Here is a 21,036-nt window from a genome sequence, read left to right as displayed (position 1 = left end):
ATTTTTACTCCTCCTTCTGAAAATTCTCCGCGATCCTGCAAAAATTCTCAAGAAGCTCATGTCCATATTCCGTAAGAACGGCTTCCGGATGGAATTGCACACCATAGATAGGCAATGCTTTATGGGAAATTCCCATAACAGCACCATCATCAGAAAGCGCATCCACCTGATACTCCTCCGGAATGCTGTCTTCCCGCACGATCAGGGAATGGTATCTTGTCACCTTGTATTTCTCAGGCAGGCCTGCAAACACTCCTGTTCCGTGGTTGTGGATCTCTGTTACTTTTCCGTGCATGGGACACACTCCCTTTTCCACTACTGCTCCCGCACAGTGGCCAAGCACCTGATGGCCCAGACAGACACCAAGAACAGGAATCCTTCCCTGAAATCTTTTTACGGTATCTACGCAGAGCTTCGCATCCCAGGGACGCTTCGGTCCCGGAGAAAGGATGATTCCTTCCGGGTTCAGCTCTTCCAGCTCCTCCAGGGTGATCTCATCGCAGCGTCTGACCAGGATCTCTCTTCCAAGCTCCTGAAAATATGCCTTGAGATTATAAACAAATGAATCGAAATTATCGATCATCACATACATGCTTTTTTCCTCCATATCAAGCAGATATTTAAGACTCTCTTTATCGTCTGCTCACAAAAAAAGGGATAACGACGGCATGCCAAAAAGACATGCACAGTCGTTATCCCCTTGCGGTCCGTAATCTGTACGTTCTAATATAAATTGTACTGCTGATTATTTCTGTTTCTTGGTTTCCTCATAATGATGGATGTCTGCCAGTACAGCGTTTACATCAAGTCCGTGTACCATACATGCCTCCTCAAGAGACTCACCGATAGAAGACGGACAGCCGATGCAGTGCATTCCTTCCTGCATAAGAATGTATGCAATCTTCTCATCGTATGCAAGCATCTCGCCCATTGTTGTTTCCTTTGTGATTTCCATGATCTATATTCTCCCTTCTGGATCTGTAATCTTACCCGGAATCCCGGTTTCCTGGTTTTTTCCGCAGTTATAATATCATTATAACTGTATCTTCCATAATTGCAAGCCTAAATTTATTCTTTTCATTTTCTGTATTATACCCACTCAGGCAGCAGTTTCCTTTTTTCCCCTGCTCCACTTTTTCATCACATAAATATAATACGGGATCAGAGGGATCAGCGCTGCGATCCATGCGGCAGGATCTGCCAGACATACACCTGCAAAACTTGTTTTTCCTGCAACAAACATAACGATCGCACTTCTTGCCGCCAGTTCAAACACACCGCCCAGCATGGGAACCAAGCCATATCCCAGTCCCTGAAGTCCGTTTCTGTAGAGGAAGATACTTCCAAGGAACGGATATGCCCAGAATACCGTATGAAAATAAGTAACAGAAACATTAATAACATCCGTCTGGGACTTGTCAATAAATAACCAGGTCATGTACTTTCCGAAAAAGAACATTATGATCATAGTGATCACACTCCAGATCAGGACCATGATCTGGGTATATTTCATTCCTGCTTTTACACGGTCCATCTTTCCGGCGCCCCGGTTCTGTCCTACATAGGTTGCCATCGTCGCACCAAAAGCTACAAATACCGTTGCAATGATATTCTGTATTTTTCCCGCAGCGGAAAATCCTGCCATATATACAGAACCATAAATATTTACCGCACCCTGCACAATAATGGTTCCGATCGCTGTGATGGAAAACTGAAGTCCCATGGGAATACCAAGGGCCAGCAGATAACGGAAGCTGGTAAAAGAAACTTCAAAGTTTTCTTTCTTCAGATGCAGGATCGGGAACTTTTTGATAATATAGATCAGGCAGCAGACTGCGGAAATTGCCTGCGCGATAACCGTAGCATAGGCACAGCCTTCCACTCCCATCCCGATTTTTACAATAAACAGAATATCCAGGAACACATTGATCACTGCCGAAATGATCAGAAAATACAGCGGAGATTTTGAATCTCCAAGTGCACGGAGAAACGCTGCCAGTGAATTATATGCCGCTGTTACGATCAGGCCTGCATAAATAATTCCCATATATCCCTTCACAGATCCCATCAGATCCTCCGGTGAATTCATCAGCCGCAGAATCGGTTCATTCAAAGCCTCAAAGCCAATGGTCATCACAATGGCAAAGGCTGCTGCCAGATAAATGGACATAGCTACGTAATGACGCATCTTATCATATTGCTTCGCCCCGAACCACTGGGATACCAGAATGGCAAAGCCACTGCTCAGTCCGTTAAGCCATCCGGTAACAAAAAACATCAGTGAACCGGTGCTTCCGATTGCAGCCAGCGCATCTACTCCCAGGAACTGACCCGCAACAATGGAATCCGCAATGTTATAAAACTGCTGAAAAATATTTCCAAGGCACATGGGGATCATAAACCGTATGATCAGGCTCACCGGATTTCCCACAGTCATATCATTGGTCTTATCTTTTGCCATTTTTTACCTCAACTCCTTTCCTCTAAATATAAATATCTTTTATTTTTTAAAAACAATTAATTTACTGATTATATAATTCAATACGATCACAACCACCTGAGCGATCAGCTTCACTGCCATGCTGTTAAATCCAAGCCAGGTGATGAATACTGCAAGGATTGCTTCTTCCACAACCAGGGTAAAGAGTCTTCCACCGAAAAACGAAGCCATCTGCTTTAAAAATCCGGCTGCCGAATCTACCTGACCGTCGAATACCCAGGTCCTGTTTGTAAAATACTGAAACAGTACGCAGACTACCCAGCAGATCACATTGGCGATCAGCGCATTTATTCCGAGTATGCCGTCCAGCCATGCATACAGTGCTATATTCAGAAAAAATGTGATCCCGCCAAAGAACAGATACATCAGAACTTCCTTATGTTTTTTATAAAAAGGTTCAAATATGTTCAATACAGGAAGATGCATCAGTCTGTCAAAAATGTCTCTTTTTTCCTCCATATCCATATCCTTTCTTCTTTGTCATATGTAAACTTGTATACCATAGCAAAAAATATCCTGGATGTCAACGCATTCCAGGATATTTCTATAGTTTGTTTCTTTAATGTTTTTATCTATATTCTGTCATCAGTTTGTAAAGACCTTTTACAAAAATTTCGGTCATTTTCTGCAGACTCTCAATGCTTAAAAATTCATTTGCTTCATGAGCCAGTTCTTCCTCATACGGAAACAGCGGCCCAAATGCCACAGCATTAGGAAGTGCCCTTGCATAGGTAGCTCCGCCAATAGCCATTGGCTCTGTATCCATATCCCCTGTCACTTCCTGATAGGCCTCCATCAGACACCGGATCAGTGCTGAGTCCTTTTTATGGTACACCGGAGCCAGATAATCTACTTCATTATAAAAGAAGCCATATTTTTTCAGCTGTCTCTCCAGCAGCTCCCGAATATCATTATACTCCACAGATGCAGGATAACGAATATTACACTGCAGAAAAATCCTTCCATTTTCATCCATATTCACAGTTCCCACATTAAACGTCAGTGCCCCTGCGGAATCCTCCATGGCACAGCCCAGACGCTCTCCGTCATAATCCATTCCTATGGCCTGATGAAAACATTTCATATAAGAAGCATGAGAAAGTTTTTCGCCAAATTGTCCCAGCGTTTCCAGAAGACAGGAAACTGCATTAAACCCTTTTTCCGGACTCATACAATGTGTACTGATCCCTCTGACTGACAATTTCAAAAATCCATCTGTGATCTTTGCTGTAACCTGTTCCGGAAGCGCAATGCTTTTTACTGCCGCCTTCGGATCTTCACATTTCAGAAGACAGGACGCCTCGTCCGGAACAATATTTCTGCTACGTCCACCTTTTAATTCCACAATTTGTATCTCTGCTCTTTCATCCACAGATTCCACAGAAGAAAGATCAAAGTCAAGAAGTCCTTTTTCGCAGTATAAAAGTGGAAAATTAGCATCTGGTACGATAGATACCTGTGGAAGTATTTCTGCATGATCCAGATAATAACGAATACATTGCCAGCTCTCTTCCTCATCGGTTCCCACAATCATGCGAAGACAGGTATCTTTTGGAATCAACTGATTATCTGCAAGATATTTCATAGCAAAAAGTGAAGACACCAGAGGGCCTTTATCATCTGAAGTTCCTCTTCCATAAAGCTTTCCATCTTTTTCCACAGGATCAAACGGATCTGTGTTCCATCCCTCTCCTGCACTGACCACATCTGTATGGCAGAGGATTCCGATCATCCTGTTTCCCTCTCCGGCAGTGATCTCTCCGGCATAACCATCATAATTTTTTACCTGAAATCCCATTTGCTGTCCCATTCTAAGGACGTACTCCAGAGATTTTTGGATATTTTTTCCAAAAGGTGCTCCTTTAGATGGTGCATCCTCAAAAATCCCGGGAATAGCTACCAGTTCTTTTAGACATCTGACCATTTCCGCTGTATTTTTTTCTACATATTCTCTAGCCATTTATTTATCACCTTTTTTTACCAGTCTCCACACCAGATACAGGATTCCGGAAACCAGCATTCCATTGATAAAAGAAATTCCCACAGTCAAAAACGTAGCTGCAAAACCAAGAGCCCAGGTCACGATTCCAGCCACTGACCATCCTTCACGTAATGTAAAGTTCTCTGCTTTTCCTTTCCCAAGGCTCCAGTATTCCACAATAAACAGAGCAATGATCGGCATAAACGCATTTCCAAGAAGTGTAAGAAATCCCTCAAAATTTCCGGCTACACCAACAGCTGCCAGAACTGTTCCCACAGCTCCAAGTATAACCGTTGCCATAGAACGGCCGCTTTCTTTCAGATTGAATACCATAACTGCATTTAAGCCTGCACTGTAGGCATTGGTAGTATTCGTTGTCCAGGTTGCCAGGATCAGTACGACCATTCCAAGGAACGGAAGGCCAATATTAGAAAATACAAGTGAAATGTCATACTGCTGGGCAATTCTCGTCATTACCGCTCCGAGAATAAGCATAGCCATTCCTGCCGGCATCACACCGATAGCAGAAGAAAGGACTGTATCTTTTCTTGTTCTCTGATATCTGGTAAAATCAGGTGCATTCAAGGCGCCGGTGGCCATAAAACTGATAGTAAGTACAACTCCATCTGCAAAGCTCATGGCCGGATCTTCGATAGTCATACTTAAATTTCCGGTTCCGAAACGCTGGATTGCTACCACACACCCGATCACAGTTACGATCACAAGTGCAGGAATGGCAATCTTATTCAGTTTATCCAGAGCATTGATTCCATATACAGCTGTAACCAGCATGATTATTCCCCACACAACCGTTGATACCGGAATCGGGATTTTTACTCCTGTGCTTGCTTCGATCAGATTGGAAAATGCAGAGCCACAGACACCGTTCTGCACTGCAAACCAACCGATCATGGAGATCATAAATAATGCAGAGATCAGCTTTGATGATCCCTGTTTTCCAAAAACGCCAGATGCAACAACACATGTCGGTACACCAAGATCACTTCCCATAATTCCACAAAATATCATCAACGCCACGATCACTGCATATCCGATTACCCCTGACCAGATGGCCTGAGACATCGGCATAGACTCTGCCAGGATTCCTCCCAGCATCAGACTGGGCACACAGATCATAATTCCCGCCTGGATCATGGCAACATCTGCCCAGCTTTTTCTCTCTTCCATCGGAACCTGTTCCAATGTGACAGATTCCACATTTCCTGTTTTCTTTTCCTGTTCCACTCTCATACCTCTTTATTCTTTTTTATCTCCAGCATAGATTCGATCCGCACAGCCAGAGAAATGATCTCATGAAAAAGCAACGGCTGTTCTTCCACATCAAGATAATTTCTCAGACGGTTAATACGATAACGGATCGTATTCTCGTGCTGTTTCAGTTTTTTGGCAGTTTTTTTAAAATCTCCATTGCACTGTACATACGCCCTTGTTGTAAGAAGCATGTCCTCCATGCCTTCTTCCGTTGTTTTCGCCGCAATCTCTCGACAAAATTCGTCATAAAATTCCTGCATTTCCCGACTTCCCCTGATAGGCAAAAGAAGCTGCTGCGGAGACAATGGATCATAGACCTGCTGCCTCCGGTCCGATGCCTGTGCCATGTCCAGGGCGTCTCCTGCTTCAAGAAGTGTTCGTTCTACTCTGTATCTGGCATAAGGTCTGCCAATTCCAAGTCTGCGGTTATGATAGCTTCTCAAAAGCTGTTCACACACTACATTTTTATGCTGTTCCAGTTCCTTCCTGGAATCTGCACTCAAAATACAGATATCATAGTTATCCGCCGGAATAAATATATCAAAAGATGAACAGACTTCTCCTGTTTTTTTTCTTTGTGTGATCTTCCGCCGTTCATCCCGGATATAAACAGCCTGTACGTACTCCCTGATCCCCGGATTAATGCTAAAAAGGATCTTCATTCGCTCCTGGGGCAGAGTCCTCGATGCTAGGATCTTATCCAGTTTCAGCTGATTAAGCACATTTGTCTGTTCTTCCAGGATACATTGATTAATAACTCCAAGGACCTCTGCATAAGAAATATCTTCCCTCATACAGATCACAGGAAACTGCTTCTCTTCACAGAAAGCAAGCATTTCTTTCGAAAAAAGCTCTGCTCTCTCCTCCATCATCACACAGAGCCCACTGCAGTTTCCTTTTACAAGAAGCGCCAGAACCTGCATCAGTTCTTCTGATTTCGGCTGAAACTGCAAAAGAGATGTGATAAAAAAATCTCCAGGTGCCAGAATATCTTTCTCCAGCACATCCTCTTTAAATGGCGCATCAAAAACAGATGCCCGCTTTACGATCCGGCCAAGTCCGGCCCGTCCTGACAAAATTTTTACATTCTCAAACAAAGGTGCATTTAAAACCTGCAATAAAGATATGTTCATATTATTTATTCTCTGAATGCAGCCAGCTCTTTCAGATATGGATCTGTTATTCTCCCTTCATCCATGATCTGTACACCATCAAGCCATACAGAAGAATTCAGGCAAATGCCATCACAGTGGGATTTTGCATCCTGTCCGTGCGGCGGAGCGTCAAATGGGCTGACATAACCAATTCCCCACTCTGTGGATCCCCATACACGCTCATCCTCCACAATATTGCCGGTAAGAACCGCTCCTGGATTAAACCCATACGCAATATGTGCAAGCTTGAACATTCCCTCATCTTCAAAGCTTTTCAAATGCTCTTCAAAAATGGCTGCATCACGGCCTCCTTCAATTTTTACGATTTTACTGTTTTCAATTGTAAGACGGATCGGCGCATCCGGTGTGGTTCCAAAAGGTGGGGTTACAGATCCGTCAAAAACGATCACGCCATTGATGCTTCCAAATCGCGGCACAACATTGATCTGTCCTGTAAGCATATGGATTCCTGGTACTGTTGCGTTTCCGCAGTCACATGCTGTATAATGGCCAGGATCGATTTCAAATGATATATCACATCCAGCCGGAGTTGTGACACGCATGTTCTTTGCATTTTTTGTTTTTTCAGTGATCGCAAGCATAAATTTTTTGAGCTGCTCTGTCTCCACATTGCCGATGGTACGGATCATGAGGTCAGGGTTAAAATCTACCAGACACATGTAACGCATTTTTTTGTTCTCTGCTTCTGCACGCTCAAATGGTGTGGAATAAAGAAGCCACTGATGATTAAATTCGATCCATACATCTGCACAGAGAAGTGCTGCACTTAACGCATCGACCGGAAGATCCGGATCTGCTGCTTTTCCTACTCCCCCTGGTGTGGGAACTGAAATTACCATTGCATGTGCTCCTGCATTTTTTGCACTGTTTTTTACTGCTTCTACAACCGATGCATCCGAATCATCATCTGCTGTGATGATCACAGTTTCTTCAGGCTTCACGCCAAAAATTTCTTTTATCAGCTTATCTGCTGCTGTTTCAAGTGTGATATCCATGTTTTTTCCTTTCCAATTCGTGGTGTCCCGAAAAATATTTATCTGATCTTTAACTTTTCCAGGTCACTGTAATTGTTTAACATGATAGCACAGTGATTTTTTAATTTGTATGGAATTATTCCAAAATACAGAACAGAAATTTGTAATTTTTTCAAAAAATAAGCCATGGCTTATTTTTTGCCATGGCTTATGGAGATCATCATTTATGCTTTTATCGCCCAGCGCATCTTCGTTGATCTGGCACGTCCATTCTGAGCGCATTCCTGAGCAGACGGTCGGATCACATCTTTGGAATAATCAGAATAAATTCCTTCTTTGTATCCCTGTTTCAGTGCTTTCTTTACCAGTTTGTCTTCTCCGGAATGGAAGGTAAGGATTGCCACACGTCCGCCTGGTTTCAGAGCTCCGGGGAGTTTTTCCATAAAATCATAGAGAACCTCGAATTCCCGGTTTACATCAATACGCAGCGCCTGAAAAACTCTCTGGCATGTTTTTTTGACCATGTCTTTTTTCTCTTTTTCCGGAAGAAAATCCAGAGTCTTCTCGATCACTTCCCGAAGTTTCGTAGTGGTATCTATGCGGTTGCCCTTACGGATCTCATCGGTGATGGCTTTGGCGATCTCCTCACAGTACGGCTCATCGGAATTTTCATCCAGCATTCCGGCAAGTTCTTCTCTGGAAATGGTATCCAAACGTTCCGCCGCACTGATCCCGGATTCCTGATTCAGTCTTAAATCCAGAGGTCCGTCCACTTTAAAGGAAAAACCTCTCTTTGGATTGTCGATCTGCATGGAAGATACTCCGAGATCTGCCAGGATAAAATCAAATCCGCCTACTTCTTTCGCAATCTCATCAATGGTGCAGAAATTCTGGAGTTTAATTGTCAGGATATCTTCCCCGAAGCCCTGCTCTGCCAGACGTTTTCTGGTCTTGGCAGACTCTTCCGGGTCCACATCTGTGGCATACATATGGCCCTGGCCTTTCAGACATTCCAGCATAGCTCTGGTATGTCCACCGTATCCAAGTGTGGCATCAAATCCAACCTGCCCCGGCTTGATCTCCAGAAAATCAATGATCTCTTTCACCATAATGGAAATATGCATTCCAGCCGGTGTATTCCCCTTGCTGATCACATGTTCAATGGTATCTTTATATTTCTCAGGCTGAAGCTCTTTATATTTCTCTTCGAATTTCTTCGGATATTTTCCTTTATATCGTACCCGCCTCTTATGCGGTGTCTGTGATTCCTGGTTCATAAAATTCTCCTTATCCTCTGGCATTCTCTGCCCTGTTTCTTTCATGATACCATGAATCCCTTTTTTCGTAAACTGTCGGAATCATCGCAAACGGAAAACTTCCAGCTATGCGGCAGAAAATCTCTCTGTATAATACTTCTTCAGATACTCATAAAAATGATCTCTATCTATATGATATTCCTCCGGGACGTCAAAGAGGAGTTTTTCCAGCATCTCATCCATAATCCCTCTGGCTTCTTCCAGGCTCATCCCTGCGTTCAGATGTTTTCCCAGATACATGTTGGAAATATAATCATAGATCGGGTAATATTTTTCCGGGTTCTCCGATGTCTTTTCATCGTAGTACTGCTCATCCATCAGCGTCAGGATCGTTGTTGCATAGTTGTCATCCTGATTATATTCATCCAGCTGTTTTGCGTAATATCCAAGACTGTGATTCACATAATCATCCAGAGAATAATTGTCCATACATTCGATCATTATTTTATGGGCATTGCTCTGCATCTGATAGGCAATATCGTTTTCCTCATAATCAAAAAGGCTGACCGCAAACAGGGAATTGATTGCCTCCGCATTGGGAACATCATAATAATTCAGTCCGGCAAATTGAATGTATACTTTGTTTCCGTCTTCATCTGTATAATGGCTGTCCCGCAGACAATGGCTCAGTTCATGGAAGATCACCTGATAATCCCAGGTTCCTTCTTCGTATTCTTTATCTTTCAGCACATAAATCTTATTCTCTGATTTCACGTAACATCCGCAGGAATAAACATCCCAGCTGACTTTTAACAGTTCATCCTCTGTACATTCCACAACTTCCAGGCTCTGAAGATTCTGATAAAAAGGACGAAGTTCCACATCCGGATATTTTTCAAACACACATTTGCAGTATTCTTCCATAAGTGGTTTGAATTTATCCGGGATTTTCGGATTCTGCCTGATCACCTCCTCAAAATCCTGAAGGCTTTTTTTCTCAAAGGAAATAGCCTTTTCAATATAATCCATGTCGTAAATATACAACCGGTGAGTCATATCTCTGTGATCCAAATACGTATCCAGCTCAAACGCTTTCTTCTCTTCTTCCTCTGAAGCTTCTTCGTTCTCCGCAGCTGGCTCATCTTCAGAATCTATCCCCGCAGAATCTGCCCCGGAATTGGCGGATGCATGAAAATCTTTTTCAAATTCTTTTACTGCCTGTCTGGTTCTGATCACGGAAGGCACGATAACTATTCCTGCCAGGATACACAGAATCATTCCTGTGATAATAAAAATTTTCTTTTTCATGGTTCTTTCCCCTGTATAAAAAAAGCTCCTGACAATCTGTATTTCTACAGACTGCCAGAAGCTTTCTATGCTTGATCAGGCTGAAGTTTCAGCCTTGAAGCAATATGAAGTTCTGCTTAGGCGTTCTTCTTAGCGATTGCTGCCTGTGCTGCTGCAAGACGAGCGATCGGTACACGGAACGGTGAGCAGGATACATAGTCAAGTCCGATCTCGTTGCAGAACTCTACGGAAGACGGATCTCCGCCGTGCTCACCGCAGATACCTACGTGAAGTTTCGGGTTAACCGGTTTTCCAAGCTGGATTGCCATCTTCATAAGTTTACCAACGCCAACCTGATCAAGTTTAGCGAATGGATCGTTCTCGAAGATCTTAGCATCATAGTATGCGTTAAGGAACTTACCAGCATCATCACGGGAGAATCCGTATGTCATCTGTGTAAGGTCGTTTGTACCGAAGCAGAAGAAGTCAGCCTCTTTAGCGATATCATCAGCTGTAAGAGCTGCTCTCGGGATCTCGATCATAGTACCAACCTCGTACTCAAGGTCAGAACCAGCTGCTTTGATCTCAGCATCTGCTGTCTCTACAACGAATTTCTTAACATATTTAAGCTCTTTGATGTCACCAACAAGCGGAATCATGATCTCCGGTTTGATGTTCCAATCCGGATGATTCTTCTTAACGTTGATAGCTGCACGGATAACAGCGCTTGTCTGCATCTTAGCGATCTCTGGGTAAGTAACAGCAAGACGGCATCCACGATGTCCCATCATCGGGTTGAACTCGTGAAGGGAAGCGATGATTGTCTTGATCTGCTCAACAGTCTTGCCCTGAGCGTCAGCCAGTTTCTTGATGTCCTCTTCCTCTGTAGGAACGAACTCATGAAGTGGCGGATCAAGGAAACGGATTGTTACAGGATTTCCTTCAAGTGCCTCATAGAGTTTCTCGAAGTCTCCCTGCTGCTCCGGAAGGATCTTAGCAAGTGCTGCTTCTCTCTCCTCTACTGTCTCAGAGCAGATCATCTCACGGAATGCATCAATTCTGTTGCCCTCAAAGAACATATGCTCTGTACGGCAAAGACCGATTCCCTCTGCACCAAGCTCACGAGCTTTCTTAGCATCAGCAGGAGTATCAGCGTTTGTACGAACTTTCATTGTTCTGTACTTGTCAGCCCATCCCATGATACGTCCGAACTCACCAGCGATCTTAGCATCTACAGTCGGGATAAGTCCGTCATAGATGTTACCTGTTGTACCATCGATGGAGATTGCATCTCCCTCATGGAACTCTTTACCAGCAAGTGTAAATTTCTTGTTCTCCTCATCCATAGCGATGTCGCCACATCCGGATACACAGCAGGATCCCATACCACGAGCAACTACGGCTGCGTGAGATGTCATACCACCACGAACTGTCAGGATACCCTGAGCAGCTTTCATACCTGTGATATCCTCTGGGGATGTCTCAAGACGAACAAGAACAACTTTCTCTCCTCTTGCAGCCCACTCAACAGCGTCCTCTGCAGAGAATACGATCTTACCGCAAGCAGCTCCTGGAGAAGCACCAAGACCTTTACCCATCGGTGTAGCAGCTTTAAGAGCAGCTGCATCGAACTGCGGATGAAGAAGTGTATCAAGGTTACGAGGATCGATCATTGCAACAGCCTCTTCCTCAGTTCTCATTCCCTCATCAACGAGGTCACAAGCGATCTTAAGGGCAGCCTGTGCAGTTCTCTTACCATTACGTGTCTGAAGCATATACAGTTTACCATGCTCTACAGTAAACTCCATATCCTGCATGTCTCTGTAATGTTTCTCAAGAGTCTCGCAAACCTGTTTGAACTGTACGAATGCTTCCGGGAACTTCTGCTCCATCTCGGAGATGTGCATAGGTGTACGAACACCTGCAACTACGTCCTCACCCTGTGCATTGGTAAGGAACTCACCGAACAGACCGTTAGCACCTGTAGCAGGGTCACGTGTGAAGGCAACACCTGTACCACAGTCGTCACCCATGTTACCGAATGCCATCATCTGTACGTTAACAGCTGTACCCCAGGAATATGGGATATCGTTGTCACGACGATATACGTTCGCACGTGGGTTGTCCCAGGAACGGAATACGGCTTTGATCGCACCTACCAGCTGCTCCTTCGGATCAGTTGGGAAATCAGAACCGATTTTGGATTTATACTCAGCTTTGAACTGGTCAGCAAGCTCATGCAGGTCAGCAGCTGTAAGCTCAACGTCCTGCTTAACACCTCTCTTAGCTTTCATCTCATCGATGAGCTCCTCGAAGTATTTCTTACCAACTTCCATAACTACGTCAGAATACATCTGGATGAATCTTCTGTAGCAGTCCCAAGCCCAACGCTCATTGCCGGATTTCTCAGCAAGAGTGTTAACAACTTCTTCATTTAAACCAAGGTTGAGGATTGTGTCCATCATACCTGGCATAGATGCTCTCGCACCAGAACGAACGGATACAAGCAGAGGATTTTCTTTGTCACCGAATTTCTTACCGGTAACTCCTTCCATCTTGGTAATTGCTTCCATGATCTGAGCCATGATCTCATCGTTGATGGATCTGCCATCCTCGTAGTACTGTGTGCAGGCCTCTGTTGTGATTGTGAAGCCCTGCGGTACAGGAAGACCGAGGTTTGTCATCTCAGCAAGGTTGGCACCTTTGCCGCCCAGAAGATTTCTCATAGTAGCATTACCTTCTGTAAACATGTAAACCCATTTTGCCATTTTACATTTTCCTCCTAATTATTGTTCTTTAAAACATAAAAAATGTATGTTTTCTACGCACATAATTATTTTATAGATTTATCCTTCATTAGTCAAGGTTATTCTTCCAAAAAACAGCAATTTCTCTTGTGAAATATGACAGATTTTCCAGTTATATTTTTCACAGATTGTATTTTTCTCGTTATCATCTGAAAAATGTGCTAAAATAGAAAAAAACATGCAGCAATTCCGAGGTAATATTACCCGAATGCTGTCATACAGGAGGTTTATCATGACACGAACGATTGAAAATAGCTTTCTTAAGATTTCCGTTTCCGATCACGGTGCTGAACTCACCGGCATCTATGACAAGACTAATGACAGGGAGATCCTCTGGCAGGCAGATCCGGCTTACTGGAAACGCCATGCGCCTGTACTTTTTCCCAACGTGGGACGTAACTACAAAGATATCTGGCGTCTGAACGGAAAGGAATATCCTTCCAGCCAGCACGGCTTTGCAAGAGACAGCGATTTTATCTGCACGGATATCACCGATACTTCCCTTTCCTTTGTCCTTAAGTCCTCTGAAGAAACCCTGAATGTTTATCCGTTTGCTTTCGCTCTGAAGATCACCTACACTCTGAAGAAGCACGACCTGGAAGTATGCTGGGAAGTAGTTAATAATGATTCTGAAACTATGTATTTTACCATCGGCGGCCATCCGGCATTCCGTGTTCCGGTACGTGAAGGCGAATCCCAGAGTGATTACCGTCTTGCTTTTGAAGGCCTGGACACTCTTACCTATCTCCTTATCGATACGTCTGTAGGAACAGTCCTTGCTGACGAGCCACATACACTTTCCCTTGAAAACGGAACCTGTTCCATTGCTCCTCACATGTTTGATAAAGACGCTCTTGTTTTTGATAACGGCCAGATCCAAAAGGCCGGTATCCTCTTCCCGGACGGAACTCCATATCTGACACTTACCAGTGAGGGCTTCCCGAATTTCGGTATCTGGTCCGTACCCGGTGCTCCCTTCGTATGCCTGGAGCCGTGGATGGGACGCTGTGATGACTGTGGTTTTGAAAAACCTCTTTCCGAAAAAGCAAATATCAATGTGCTGAAACCGGATGAGGAATTTATCAAGAGCTATCAGATCACCGTACACTGAGCTATGATAAAAAAGATCCGCCATACATCGGCTTTTTCAGCTGTCTGTATGACGGATCCTTTTATTTATCTTACTGTCTCAATACGCTCTTATTCTCTCACAAAATGATACTGATAAGCTCTGTACTCCCCAAACTCTGCAGGAAGCGGCATTCCACCATGCATCAGAGCAGCTCCGGAATAGATCCTGCCGGTAGTCTGTTCCTTATAAAGTGCACTCTCATCAAGGCCGCGAAGCTGCACATAATTCACAGTCATATTTCCATGGATCTCCTCCATGACAACATTGAGCAGAACTTCTTCCTGAGAATTTCCAACGATCTCCCATGCACAGACCTCACTCTTAAACGGATCTGTCAGGCGATAGTACCGTCCGTTCTGGATCAGTGGCGCATATTTACGGAATTCCCCGATCTGGCTGCGGACCTCATCTTTTTCTTCCTCAGTCAGCTTCAGAAGATCCAGCTCGTAGCCGAAGGTTCCGGACATAGCAACCACACCTCTGGTATGTAACGGGGTGATCCTTCCTGTCTGATGGTTCGGCACTGCAGATACATGTGCTCCCATGGCCGATACCGGATATCCGAAGGAAGTTCCATACTGGATCCGAAGCCTGTCAATAGCATCGGAGTTGTCGCTGCACCAGATCTGCGGTGTGTAATACAGCATACCTGCGTCAAATCTTCCGCCGCCGCCGCTGCAGCCCTCGATCAGAAGATCCGGATAACGGTTCACCATACGGTCCAGAAAATCGTACAATCCCAGGACATAATCATACATTACACGTCCCTGATCCTTGGTCATTACGGAAAATACATCCATCAGGCTTCGATTCATGTCCCATTTAACGTACTCAATATTGGCATTATCCAATACCGCACTGATCTGTCCGAAGATTCCGTCTACAACTTCTTTTCTAGAAAAATCAAGTACCAGCTGATTTCTGGATCTCACTGGTTTTCTTCCCGGAATCGTAAGTGCCCAGTCCGGATGCTCACGGTAAAGATCACTGTCCTCAGAGATCATCTCCGGCTCGATCCAGATACCGAATTTCACTCCAAGGTCATTGACTCTTTTTACCAGTCCGCCGAGAGTCTCTCCAAGCTTCTTCTCATTGACATACCAGTCCCCAAGACCACTGTTGTCATCGTCACGTTTTCCAAACCAGCCGTCATCCAGAACCAGCATATCGATACCAAGGCTCCTTGCCTCTTTTGCCAGATTATATAAAGTCTCCCCTGTAAAATCAAAATATGCTGCCTCCCAGCTGTTTACCAGCACTGGACGGACCTCTGTCTTATATTTACCACGGCAGATATGATGACGGATGCAGCTGTGCAGATTCTGGGAAAGACGGTTCATTCCCTGATCTGTGTAGCTTAAGATCACCTCAGGTGCATAGAAGGTCTCCCCGGCTTCCAGCGGATACCGGAAGCACTCCTCCTGTACACCAAGGAGCATTCTTGTCTGATTGTACTGATCTTTAAGAACCTCACCCTGGAAATTTCCACTATATACAAAGGACATAGCATAGCAGCCTCCATGATCCTCTGTTGTGTCCTTCTCTGCCAGGATCATCATCGGATTATACTGATGGCTGGATGTGCCACGGACACTGCCGATCATCTGACTTCCATGAGCCACCGGTACTCTCTGCAGATTCCGCTCCATGGCATGTCTTCCGTAAAAAGTAAGCAGGTCATAATCTCCGTAAAGAAAATCCAGTTCTGCGGACATCACCTTGTTCACATAGATCTTCTCACTGCTCTGATTGCGGATATAGACGCTTCTTGTAATGATATCCAGTTCCGGAAGTACACCGTAAAGAAGCATGGCCTCCACGCCGGTAGCCGGATCCTCCAGTACGATCTCCAGAGTCTGTGCCTCATCATTATCCGCATAAACCGCCGGAAGCCCCGGAAGGCTGTATTTACCGTCACGGATAGTATAGTTCTTGTAACGCATATCACAGCTCATGCTTCCGTCACCGTTTTCCAGCATCAGTGATGCACTGCGGAAATCTCCGTTTCCGTAGCAGGAAAGCTCCTGTGGAAGAGAGTCCATGGAATAGGTTCTGTCTGTTCCCGCATCATAGGGATTTCCGGAAAATCCTCTGTCATAGTAGGTCAGAAGATAATCCATGCAGCCTTCTGCCTTTTTACCATAATAGAGATGAAGAAGAAATCCGTACTGATCCACCTGCATCTGATATGTAGTTTCTTTTGTCTGCAGGGTAAACGTTCTGTCTTTCTCGCAGTAGATGATTCCCATATGTGAATCCTCCTTTTTCTTGTGTTTTTATTTTACGGCACCGTTTACAACACCATTTAAAATGTGCTTCTGGCAGATCAGATAAAACAGAAGGATCGGAAGCAGTGCCAGCAGATAAGAGGCAAACGCAAGGTTATAGTTTGTTCCGAACTGAGTCTGGAAATTCAGCTGTGCCAGAGGCAATGTGGTTCCACCCGTAGATCCGGACATGATAACCAATGGAGTCATAACATCATTCCAGGTTCCAAGTGCTGTCAGAACTGCCACTGTGGCATGCATCGGCTTCATGATCGGAAAGATGATCTTCCAATATGTTTTCCAGGTACTGGCTCCATCCACACAGGCAGCCTCCTCAAGGGCCATTGGAATGTTTGTCAGATATCCGGAATAAAGAAGCACGTTCATAGGCATATAAAATACCGTATAAAGAATGATCACACCGACTTTGTTATCAAGGCCCATCTCAGCAGTCTGCTTTACAAGCGGCATCATCAGGATAGCAAACGGAACAAACATACCGCTCACTACATAGAGATAGATAAATTTATAAAATTTACTTCTCTTGTTTCTGGCTATAGCATAACCTAAAAGTGAATGAATTACAATAGCAAGAACCACTGTGATCACAGTGATCAATACACTGTTTCCAAGAGAATGCCAGAAGTCTGTTACCTCCATAGCTTCCCTGAAATTGGCAAGACTGAATTTCTCTGGCAGAGACAGGATCCCGGCTACACTGTTGGTCATCTCTGTCGGCTGCTTGAATGCGATCACAATTGTCATATAAAGCGGAAATACCACTGTGATAAGGCCAAGGATCAGAAGGATCGTTACCGGCCAGTTCGCTTTTTCTCTTACTTTCGTTTTCATTACAGCTGCTCCTCCTTTTTCCCTGTGATAGTCAACTGCATTGCAGAAATGATCACGATCACAATAAAGAATATAACCGCATTGGCACTCTGGAATCCAAACTGACCGCCACTCATACCATTGTTATAGATCAGATAGGAAATGGATTCTGTACTCTGTGCAGGACCACCCTTTGTCAAAGCCATGATCTGATCAAATACCATCAGGAAGTTTTTCACACAGAGAACCATGTTGATGCTGAAAAACGGAACGATCAGCGGGAATGTCAGGTAACGGAACTTACTGAATCCGGTAGCACCATCAATAGCGCCTGCCTCGTATACATCCTCCGGCACTGTCTGAAGACCGGAAATGTAGATGATCGTATTCATTGCAATGGACTGCCATGCACACACGATCACGATGGCAACCCATGCCAGGCTCGTACTGGAAAGCATGCTGGAAGACAATGTTTTATTTCCGACCATCTTTCCGAATGCAGGCAGGATATATGTAAAGAAATAATTGAAAATATATCCTACGACCAGTGCGCCAAGTACATTAGGAATAAAATAAGCTCCACGCAGTGCACTCTTGAAACGGATCTTGCTGTTCAGTCCAAGTGCCAGGATCAGGCTGAGTACATTCGTTACGATAGTTGCCACGATGGCCAACTTAAAGGTAAACAGATAGGAACCGCCAACACGGCTGTCTGTAAAAAGATCCTTATAGTTTCGAAGTCCTACCCAGTCATAGCTTCCATAGCCTTTAAAGTTTGTAAAGCTGTAGATCACACCCTTGATCAGAGGCAGTGTGTTAAAGCAGAAAAATAATGCCACGATCGGAATGGTGATCAGAAGAAAGGTCAGCTTTCTTCCACTCATAGATTTTTTTCCCATGATCAGTTCTCTCCTTCCCCGTTCTTCTCCTCATAGTCCTGTACTTTACGGATAATGTCACGGTTATATCTTGTCCAGTCTGTATCAAATTTTTTCAGGAATGCATCTTTATCCTTTTTCATCAGGAAGGTCTGGATCTGTGCATCCACAGCCATCTCTGTAGGATAATAATGATCCTGGTAGTCGGCCATCCTTCCCTCTTCTATGTATTCCTTCATACCATCCAGCGTAGAGGGAAGTGTGAAATCACCCTCTTTACAGGGAACTGCCTTCTGGTCATCCAGATATGTCTGTATATTCTCATCCTCAAGAAGGAAATCCAGCACTTCATATGCAGCTTCCTTATTCTCACAGTCATCCATCACACAGAACTGAAGGTCAACTCCGGAATTCAGTTTGTTTTCTGACGGATCATTGCTTGCCGGTGTTACAAAAGAATCAATATCCATATCCGGATTTACACTCTGGATCTGCGGGATCGCATAGCTTCCGATGGGATACATGGCAGCCTCCCCTTTTGCAAAAGCGGTGCAGGCTCCATTGTAATCATAGGCAAAGGGATCATCCGGTCCATACTGGATAAGCTCCAGCATACGGTCTGCTACTTCCTTATACTCTTTTGCAAAAGTAGTTTTTCCCTGGTTTACCTGGCGGCATACATCGGCTGGTGCAAGATCTACCGCAATAGAATTCCACGGTGCAAGACAGGTCCAGGTATCTTTAAATCCGAAATAAAGCGGCTGGATACCTGCATCCTGAATTTCCTGGCAAAGGCTCATAAATTCATCCCATGTAGTCGGGATCTGCCAGCCATGCTCCTTGAAAAGCTCACGATTGTAAAGGATTCCGGCGGCATTGGCCACGTAAGGAACCGCATAGACTCCGTCTTCCGGAACGAATTCCAGCGCTTTATCAATTTCTTTATATGCATCTTTGATCGAATCCAGTCCCTGATAATCGGAAATATCCATCAGCATATCAGAATCAATAAAATTGGAAAAGTTAACATCGCCTCCGATTCCAATGATATCCGGATTATCCTCACGGATAAATCTTGTCTTCAATACAGTCATAGCATCGTTTGGTGATTCGATGGTAAGATGGATATCATCATGAGTGGCATTGAATTTTTCTTCCAGTTTTTCAAATGCCTTAACCGCTTCCGGTTTATACTGCACAAGTTCGATCTCTGTCTTTCCGCTGTCCTTTTTACCTGTGCCGCATCCGCTCAATGTAACGGAAGCTGCCATGGTAAAGGCAAGTCCCATACAGAGGATCCATTTACTTCTGTTGCGCATCTTGTAATGCTCCTTCCTTTTCCTTTTATTTGATAAGTCGGATATCACCCATTTAACTGATATGGCTATCCGGGTTCTCCAATACTTATTCTCTGGTTTCTTTTTTCTGAAAGCTATTTTAACATAGCTTTATGCTTGCATAAATAGCAGTGTTTTTCTTGTTTTATACCAAAATGCAATTTTTCTCTGTCTTCATTAAAGTCATCTAGCATTTTGATATATTTTACGCCTATATCACTACTTTTATCTAAAATTAGTATATTCCGAATTTATCGAAAATCAACAGGTTTCTCGAGAAACTTAATTTTCTCACAAAGTTTTATCGATTATCCTTCTCTTTTTAGTATATTTTACAGGCTGTTTTTGTAATTGCATTTTTATACATATGTTGAAGTTCCCTGCTGTTTTAATATATAATGTTACTGAAACCAGACAAAATCATACGCCTAAAGGATAAAAATATGAATGACCTTCTCTTCTCCGTTTTTCCAAATGAAAACTTTGTTGATATCGGACTATACCAATACGGCTGGGAGCACTGCGCTCCGGCACATTCATTCGGCCCGGCCGCACGAAACCATTATATTTTTCATTATGTGATCTCCGGTACCGGAACTCTGATGGCAGACAATTCCGCAGGAGAGACCATCACCTATCAGGTAAAAAGCGGCCAGGGTTTCATGCTTTTTCCCGGTCAGATCAACACCTACATTGCAGATACCGACTTTCCATGGGAGTACACCTGGGTGGAATTTGACGGGCTCCGGGCAAAAGAGATCGTGGAAACTGCAGGTTTAAGTCCGGACCATCCGGTCTATCACAGCCACTCTGCAGATCTCCGCCAGAAAATGATGGAGGAAATGCTTTATATCAGCCATAATTCCCAGGAATCACCCTTTCATCTTATCGGACATACCTGGCTTTTTCTGGATTACTTTATGCGCTCTACTGAAACTGTCCGCATGAAACAGGATGGAAGTATCCGTGATTTTTATATCAAGGAGGCGCTCTCTTTTATTGAACAGAATTTCCAGAATGATATTTCCATTGAGGATATCGCAGCCTGCTGCGGCCTGAACCGAAGCTACTTCGGTAAGATCTTCCACGACACCATCGGACGTTCTCCCCAGGAATTCCTGATCAGCTATCGCATGACCAAAGCTGCAGAACTTCTTAAGATCACAGCCCTGTCTATCGCAGATATCGGAAATGCAGTCGGATATCCCAATCAGCTGCATTTTTCCCGGGCTTTCAAAAATGTATACGGAATGTCGCCAAGAAACTGGCGGATGAAAAACAGACTTATTGAAAAAAAGCCTCCGGCCAGAAAATAGCCGGAGGTTTTTTATTAAAAAAT

General features: G+C 44.1%; 17 protein-coding genes. 2 read left to right on the top strand and 15 right to left on the bottom strand.

Annotation, left to right across the window (positions count from 1 at the left end):
- Positions 1–4 precede the first annotated feature (4 nt).
- The 11 genes from DWW77_RS06095 to ppdK form a co-directional block, all read right to left on the bottom strand.
- Positions 5–592 carry an anthranilate synthase component II gene (locus tag DWW77_RS06095; protein WP_118608274.1) on the bottom strand — a complete coding sequence of 196 codons (588 nt, stop codon included), beginning with the start codon at positions 590–592 and terminating at the stop codon, positions 5–7.
- A 153-nt stretch (positions 593–745) separates the two neighbouring features.
- A complete protein-coding gene (locus DWW77_RS06090; RefSeq protein ID WP_021650997.1) occupies positions 746–955 on the bottom strand; it encodes a DUF1858 domain-containing protein in 210 nt (69 codons plus the stop codon).
- A gap of 144 nt (positions 956–1,099) precedes the next feature.
- The gene (locus tag DWW77_RS06085) at positions 1,100–2,461 is read right to left on the bottom strand and encodes an MATE family efflux transporter (protein WP_118608273.1); all 1,362 of its coding nucleotides are present in this window, start codon (positions 2,459–2,461) and stop codon (positions 1,100–1,102) included.
- A 39-nt stretch (positions 2,462–2,500) separates the two neighbouring features.
- Positions 2,501–2,959 (bottom strand): GtrA family protein, encoded by a 459-nt coding sequence (locus DWW77_RS06080; RefSeq protein ID WP_353616919.1) that lies wholly within the window; start codon positions 2,957–2,959, stop codon positions 2,501–2,503.
- A 109-nt stretch (positions 2,960–3,068) separates the two neighbouring features.
- Positions 3,069–4,460, bottom strand: coding sequence for a dipeptidase PepV (pepV, locus tag DWW77_RS06075; RefSeq protein WP_021977544.1), 1,392 nt, complete (start codon positions 4,458–4,460; stop codon positions 3,069–3,071).
- Positions 4,461–5,726: a cytosine permease gene (locus DWW77_RS06070; protein WP_059085206.1), complete on the bottom strand. Its 1,266-nt coding sequence runs from the start codon at positions 5,724–5,726 to the stop codon at positions 4,461–4,463.
- 2 nt (positions 5,727–5,728) lie between these two features.
- The gene (locus tag DWW77_RS06065) at positions 5,729–6,886 is read right to left on the bottom strand and encodes a PucR family transcriptional regulator (RefSeq protein WP_021977542.1); all 1,158 of its coding nucleotides are present in this window, start codon (positions 6,884–6,886) and stop codon (positions 5,729–5,731) included.
- 5 nt (positions 6,887–6,891) lie between these two features.
- The gene (locus tag DWW77_RS06060) at positions 6,892–7,923 is read right to left on the bottom strand and encodes a 2,5-dihydroxypyridine 5,6-dioxygenase NicX family protein (protein WP_118608271.1); all 1,032 of its coding nucleotides are present in this window, start codon (positions 7,921–7,923) and stop codon (positions 6,892–6,894) included.
- 203 nt (positions 7,924–8,126) lie between these two features.
- Positions 8,127–9,179, bottom strand: a complete 1,053-nt coding sequence (gene rsmH / locus DWW77_RS06055; protein WP_118071171.1) for a 16S rRNA (cytosine(1402)-N(4))-methyltransferase RsmH — start codon at positions 9,177–9,179, stop codon at positions 8,127–8,129.
- A gap of 105 nt (positions 9,180–9,284) precedes the next feature.
- A complete protein-coding gene (locus DWW77_RS06050) occupies positions 9,285–10,466 on the bottom strand; it encodes a hypothetical protein (protein WP_118608270.1) in 1,182 nt (393 codons plus the stop codon).
- Positions 10,467–10,582: 116 nt separating this feature from the next.
- Entirely contained in the window at positions 10,583–13,213 is a 2,631-nt protein-coding gene (ppdK, locus tag DWW77_RS06045) for a pyruvate, phosphate dikinase (RefSeq protein WP_059085207.1), read from the bottom strand.
- 271 nt (positions 13,214–13,484) lie between these two features.
- Between ppdK and DWW77_RS06040 the strand changes: the two genes are divergently transcribed.
- Positions 13,485–14,363, top strand: a complete 879-nt coding sequence (locus DWW77_RS06040; RefSeq protein ID WP_015525818.1) for an aldose 1-epimerase family protein — start codon at positions 13,485–13,487, stop codon at positions 14,361–14,363.
- An 89-nt stretch (positions 14,364–14,452) separates the two neighbouring features.
- On the opposite strand, the gene DWW77_RS06035 is transcribed toward DWW77_RS06040, so the two are convergent.
- The 4 genes from DWW77_RS06035 to DWW77_RS06020 are packed head-to-tail and all read right to left on the bottom strand — an operon-like array spanning position 14,453 to position 19,679.
- Positions 14,453–16,633, bottom strand: a complete 2,181-nt coding sequence (locus DWW77_RS06035; RefSeq protein WP_110101999.1) for an alpha-galactosidase — start codon at positions 16,631–16,633, stop codon at positions 14,453–14,455.
- Positions 16,634–16,660: 27 nt separating this feature from the next.
- Complete coding sequence (locus DWW77_RS06030; RefSeq protein WP_015525816.1) at positions 16,661–17,503, bottom strand: carbohydrate ABC transporter permease; 843 nt, start codon at positions 17,501–17,503, stop codon at positions 16,661–16,663.
- Positions 17,503–18,366 (bottom strand): carbohydrate ABC transporter permease, encoded by an 864-nt coding sequence (locus tag DWW77_RS06025; protein ID WP_502696223.1) that lies wholly within the window; start codon positions 18,364–18,366, stop codon positions 17,503–17,505. Before DWW77_RS06025 ends, DWW77_RS06030 begins: the two co-directional genes overlap by 1 nt.
- A gap of 17 nt (positions 18,367–18,383) precedes the next feature.
- Positions 18,384–19,679, bottom strand: coding sequence for an ABC transporter substrate-binding protein (locus tag DWW77_RS06020; RefSeq protein ID WP_118608269.1), 1,296 nt, complete (start codon positions 19,677–19,679; stop codon positions 18,384–18,386).
- Positions 19,680–20,140: 461 nt separating this feature from the next.
- Between DWW77_RS06020 and DWW77_RS06015 the strand changes: the two genes are divergently transcribed.
- On the top strand, positions 20,141–21,013 hold the full coding sequence (locus tag DWW77_RS06015) for an AraC family transcriptional regulator (protein ID WP_022426301.1): 873 nt from the start codon (positions 20,141–20,143) through the stop codon (positions 21,011–21,013).
- Positions 21,014–21,036 lie beyond the last annotated feature (23 nt).

Origin of the sequence: Ruminococcus sp. AF17-12, assembly GCF_003479245.1 — a bacterium.
In the GTDB taxonomy this organism is placed as follows: Bacteria; Bacillota; Clostridia; order Lachnospirales; family Lachnospiraceae; genus Blautia_A; species Blautia_A fusiformis.
This window is presented reverse-complemented; position numbering and strand designations above follow the sequence as displayed.

Bases quoted from the DNA above. Each gene is read 5' to 3' on its own strand.
- DWW77_RS06095 (WP_118608274.1), bottom strand. From the start codon at position 592: ATGTATGTGATGATCGATAATTTCGATTCATTTGTTTATAATCTCAAG.
- DWW77_RS06090 (WP_021650997.1), bottom strand. From the start codon at position 955: ATGGAAATCACAAAGGAAACAACAATGGGCGAGATGCTTGCATACGAT.
- DWW77_RS06085 (WP_118608273.1), bottom strand. From the start codon at position 2,461: ATGGCAAAAGATAAGACCAATGATATGACTGTGGGAAATCCGGTGAGC.
- DWW77_RS06080 (WP_353616919.1), bottom strand. From the start codon at position 2,959: ATGGAGGAAAAAAGAGACATTTTTGACAGACTGATGCATCTTCCTGTA.
- pepV (WP_021977544.1), bottom strand. From the start codon at position 4,460: ATGGCTAGAGAATATGTAGAAAAAAATACAGCGGAAATGGTCAGATGT.
- DWW77_RS06065 (WP_021977542.1), bottom strand. From the start codon at position 6,886: ATGAACATATCTTTATTGCAGGTTTTAAATGCACCTTTGTTTGAGAAT.
- DWW77_RS06060 (WP_118608271.1), bottom strand. From the start codon at position 7,923: ATGGATATCACACTTGAAACAGCAGCAGATAAGCTGATAAAAGAAATT.
- rsmH (WP_118071171.1), bottom strand. From the start codon at position 9,179: ATGAACCAGGAATCACAGACACCGCATAAGAGGCGGGTACGATATAAA.
- DWW77_RS06050 (WP_118608270.1), bottom strand. From the start codon at position 10,466: ATGAAAAAGAAAATTTTTATTATCACAGGAATGATTCTGTGTATCCTG.
- ppdK (WP_059085207.1), bottom strand. From the start codon at position 13,213: ATGGCAAAATGGGTTTACATGTTTACAGAAGGTAATGCTACTATGAGA.
- DWW77_RS06040 (WP_015525818.1), top strand. From the start codon at position 13,485: ATGACACGAACGATTGAAAATAGCTTTCTTAAGATTTCCGTTTCCGAT.
- DWW77_RS06035 (WP_110101999.1), bottom strand. From the start codon at position 16,633: ATGGGAATCATCTACTGCGAGAAAGACAGAACGTTTACCCTGCAGACA.
- DWW77_RS06030 (WP_015525816.1), bottom strand. From the start codon at position 17,503: ATGAAAACGAAAGTAAGAGAAAAAGCGAACTGGCCGGTAACGATCCTT.
- DWW77_RS06025 (WP_502696223.1), bottom strand. From the start codon at position 18,366: ATGAGTGGAAGAAAGCTGACCTTTCTTCTGATCACCATTCCGATCGTG.
- DWW77_RS06020 (WP_118608269.1), bottom strand. From the start codon at position 19,679: ATGCGCAACAGAAGTAAATGGATCCTCTGTATGGGACTTGCCTTTACC.
- DWW77_RS06015 (WP_022426301.1), top strand. From the start codon at position 20,141: ATGAATGACCTTCTCTTCTCCGTTTTTCCAAATGAAAACTTTGTTGAT.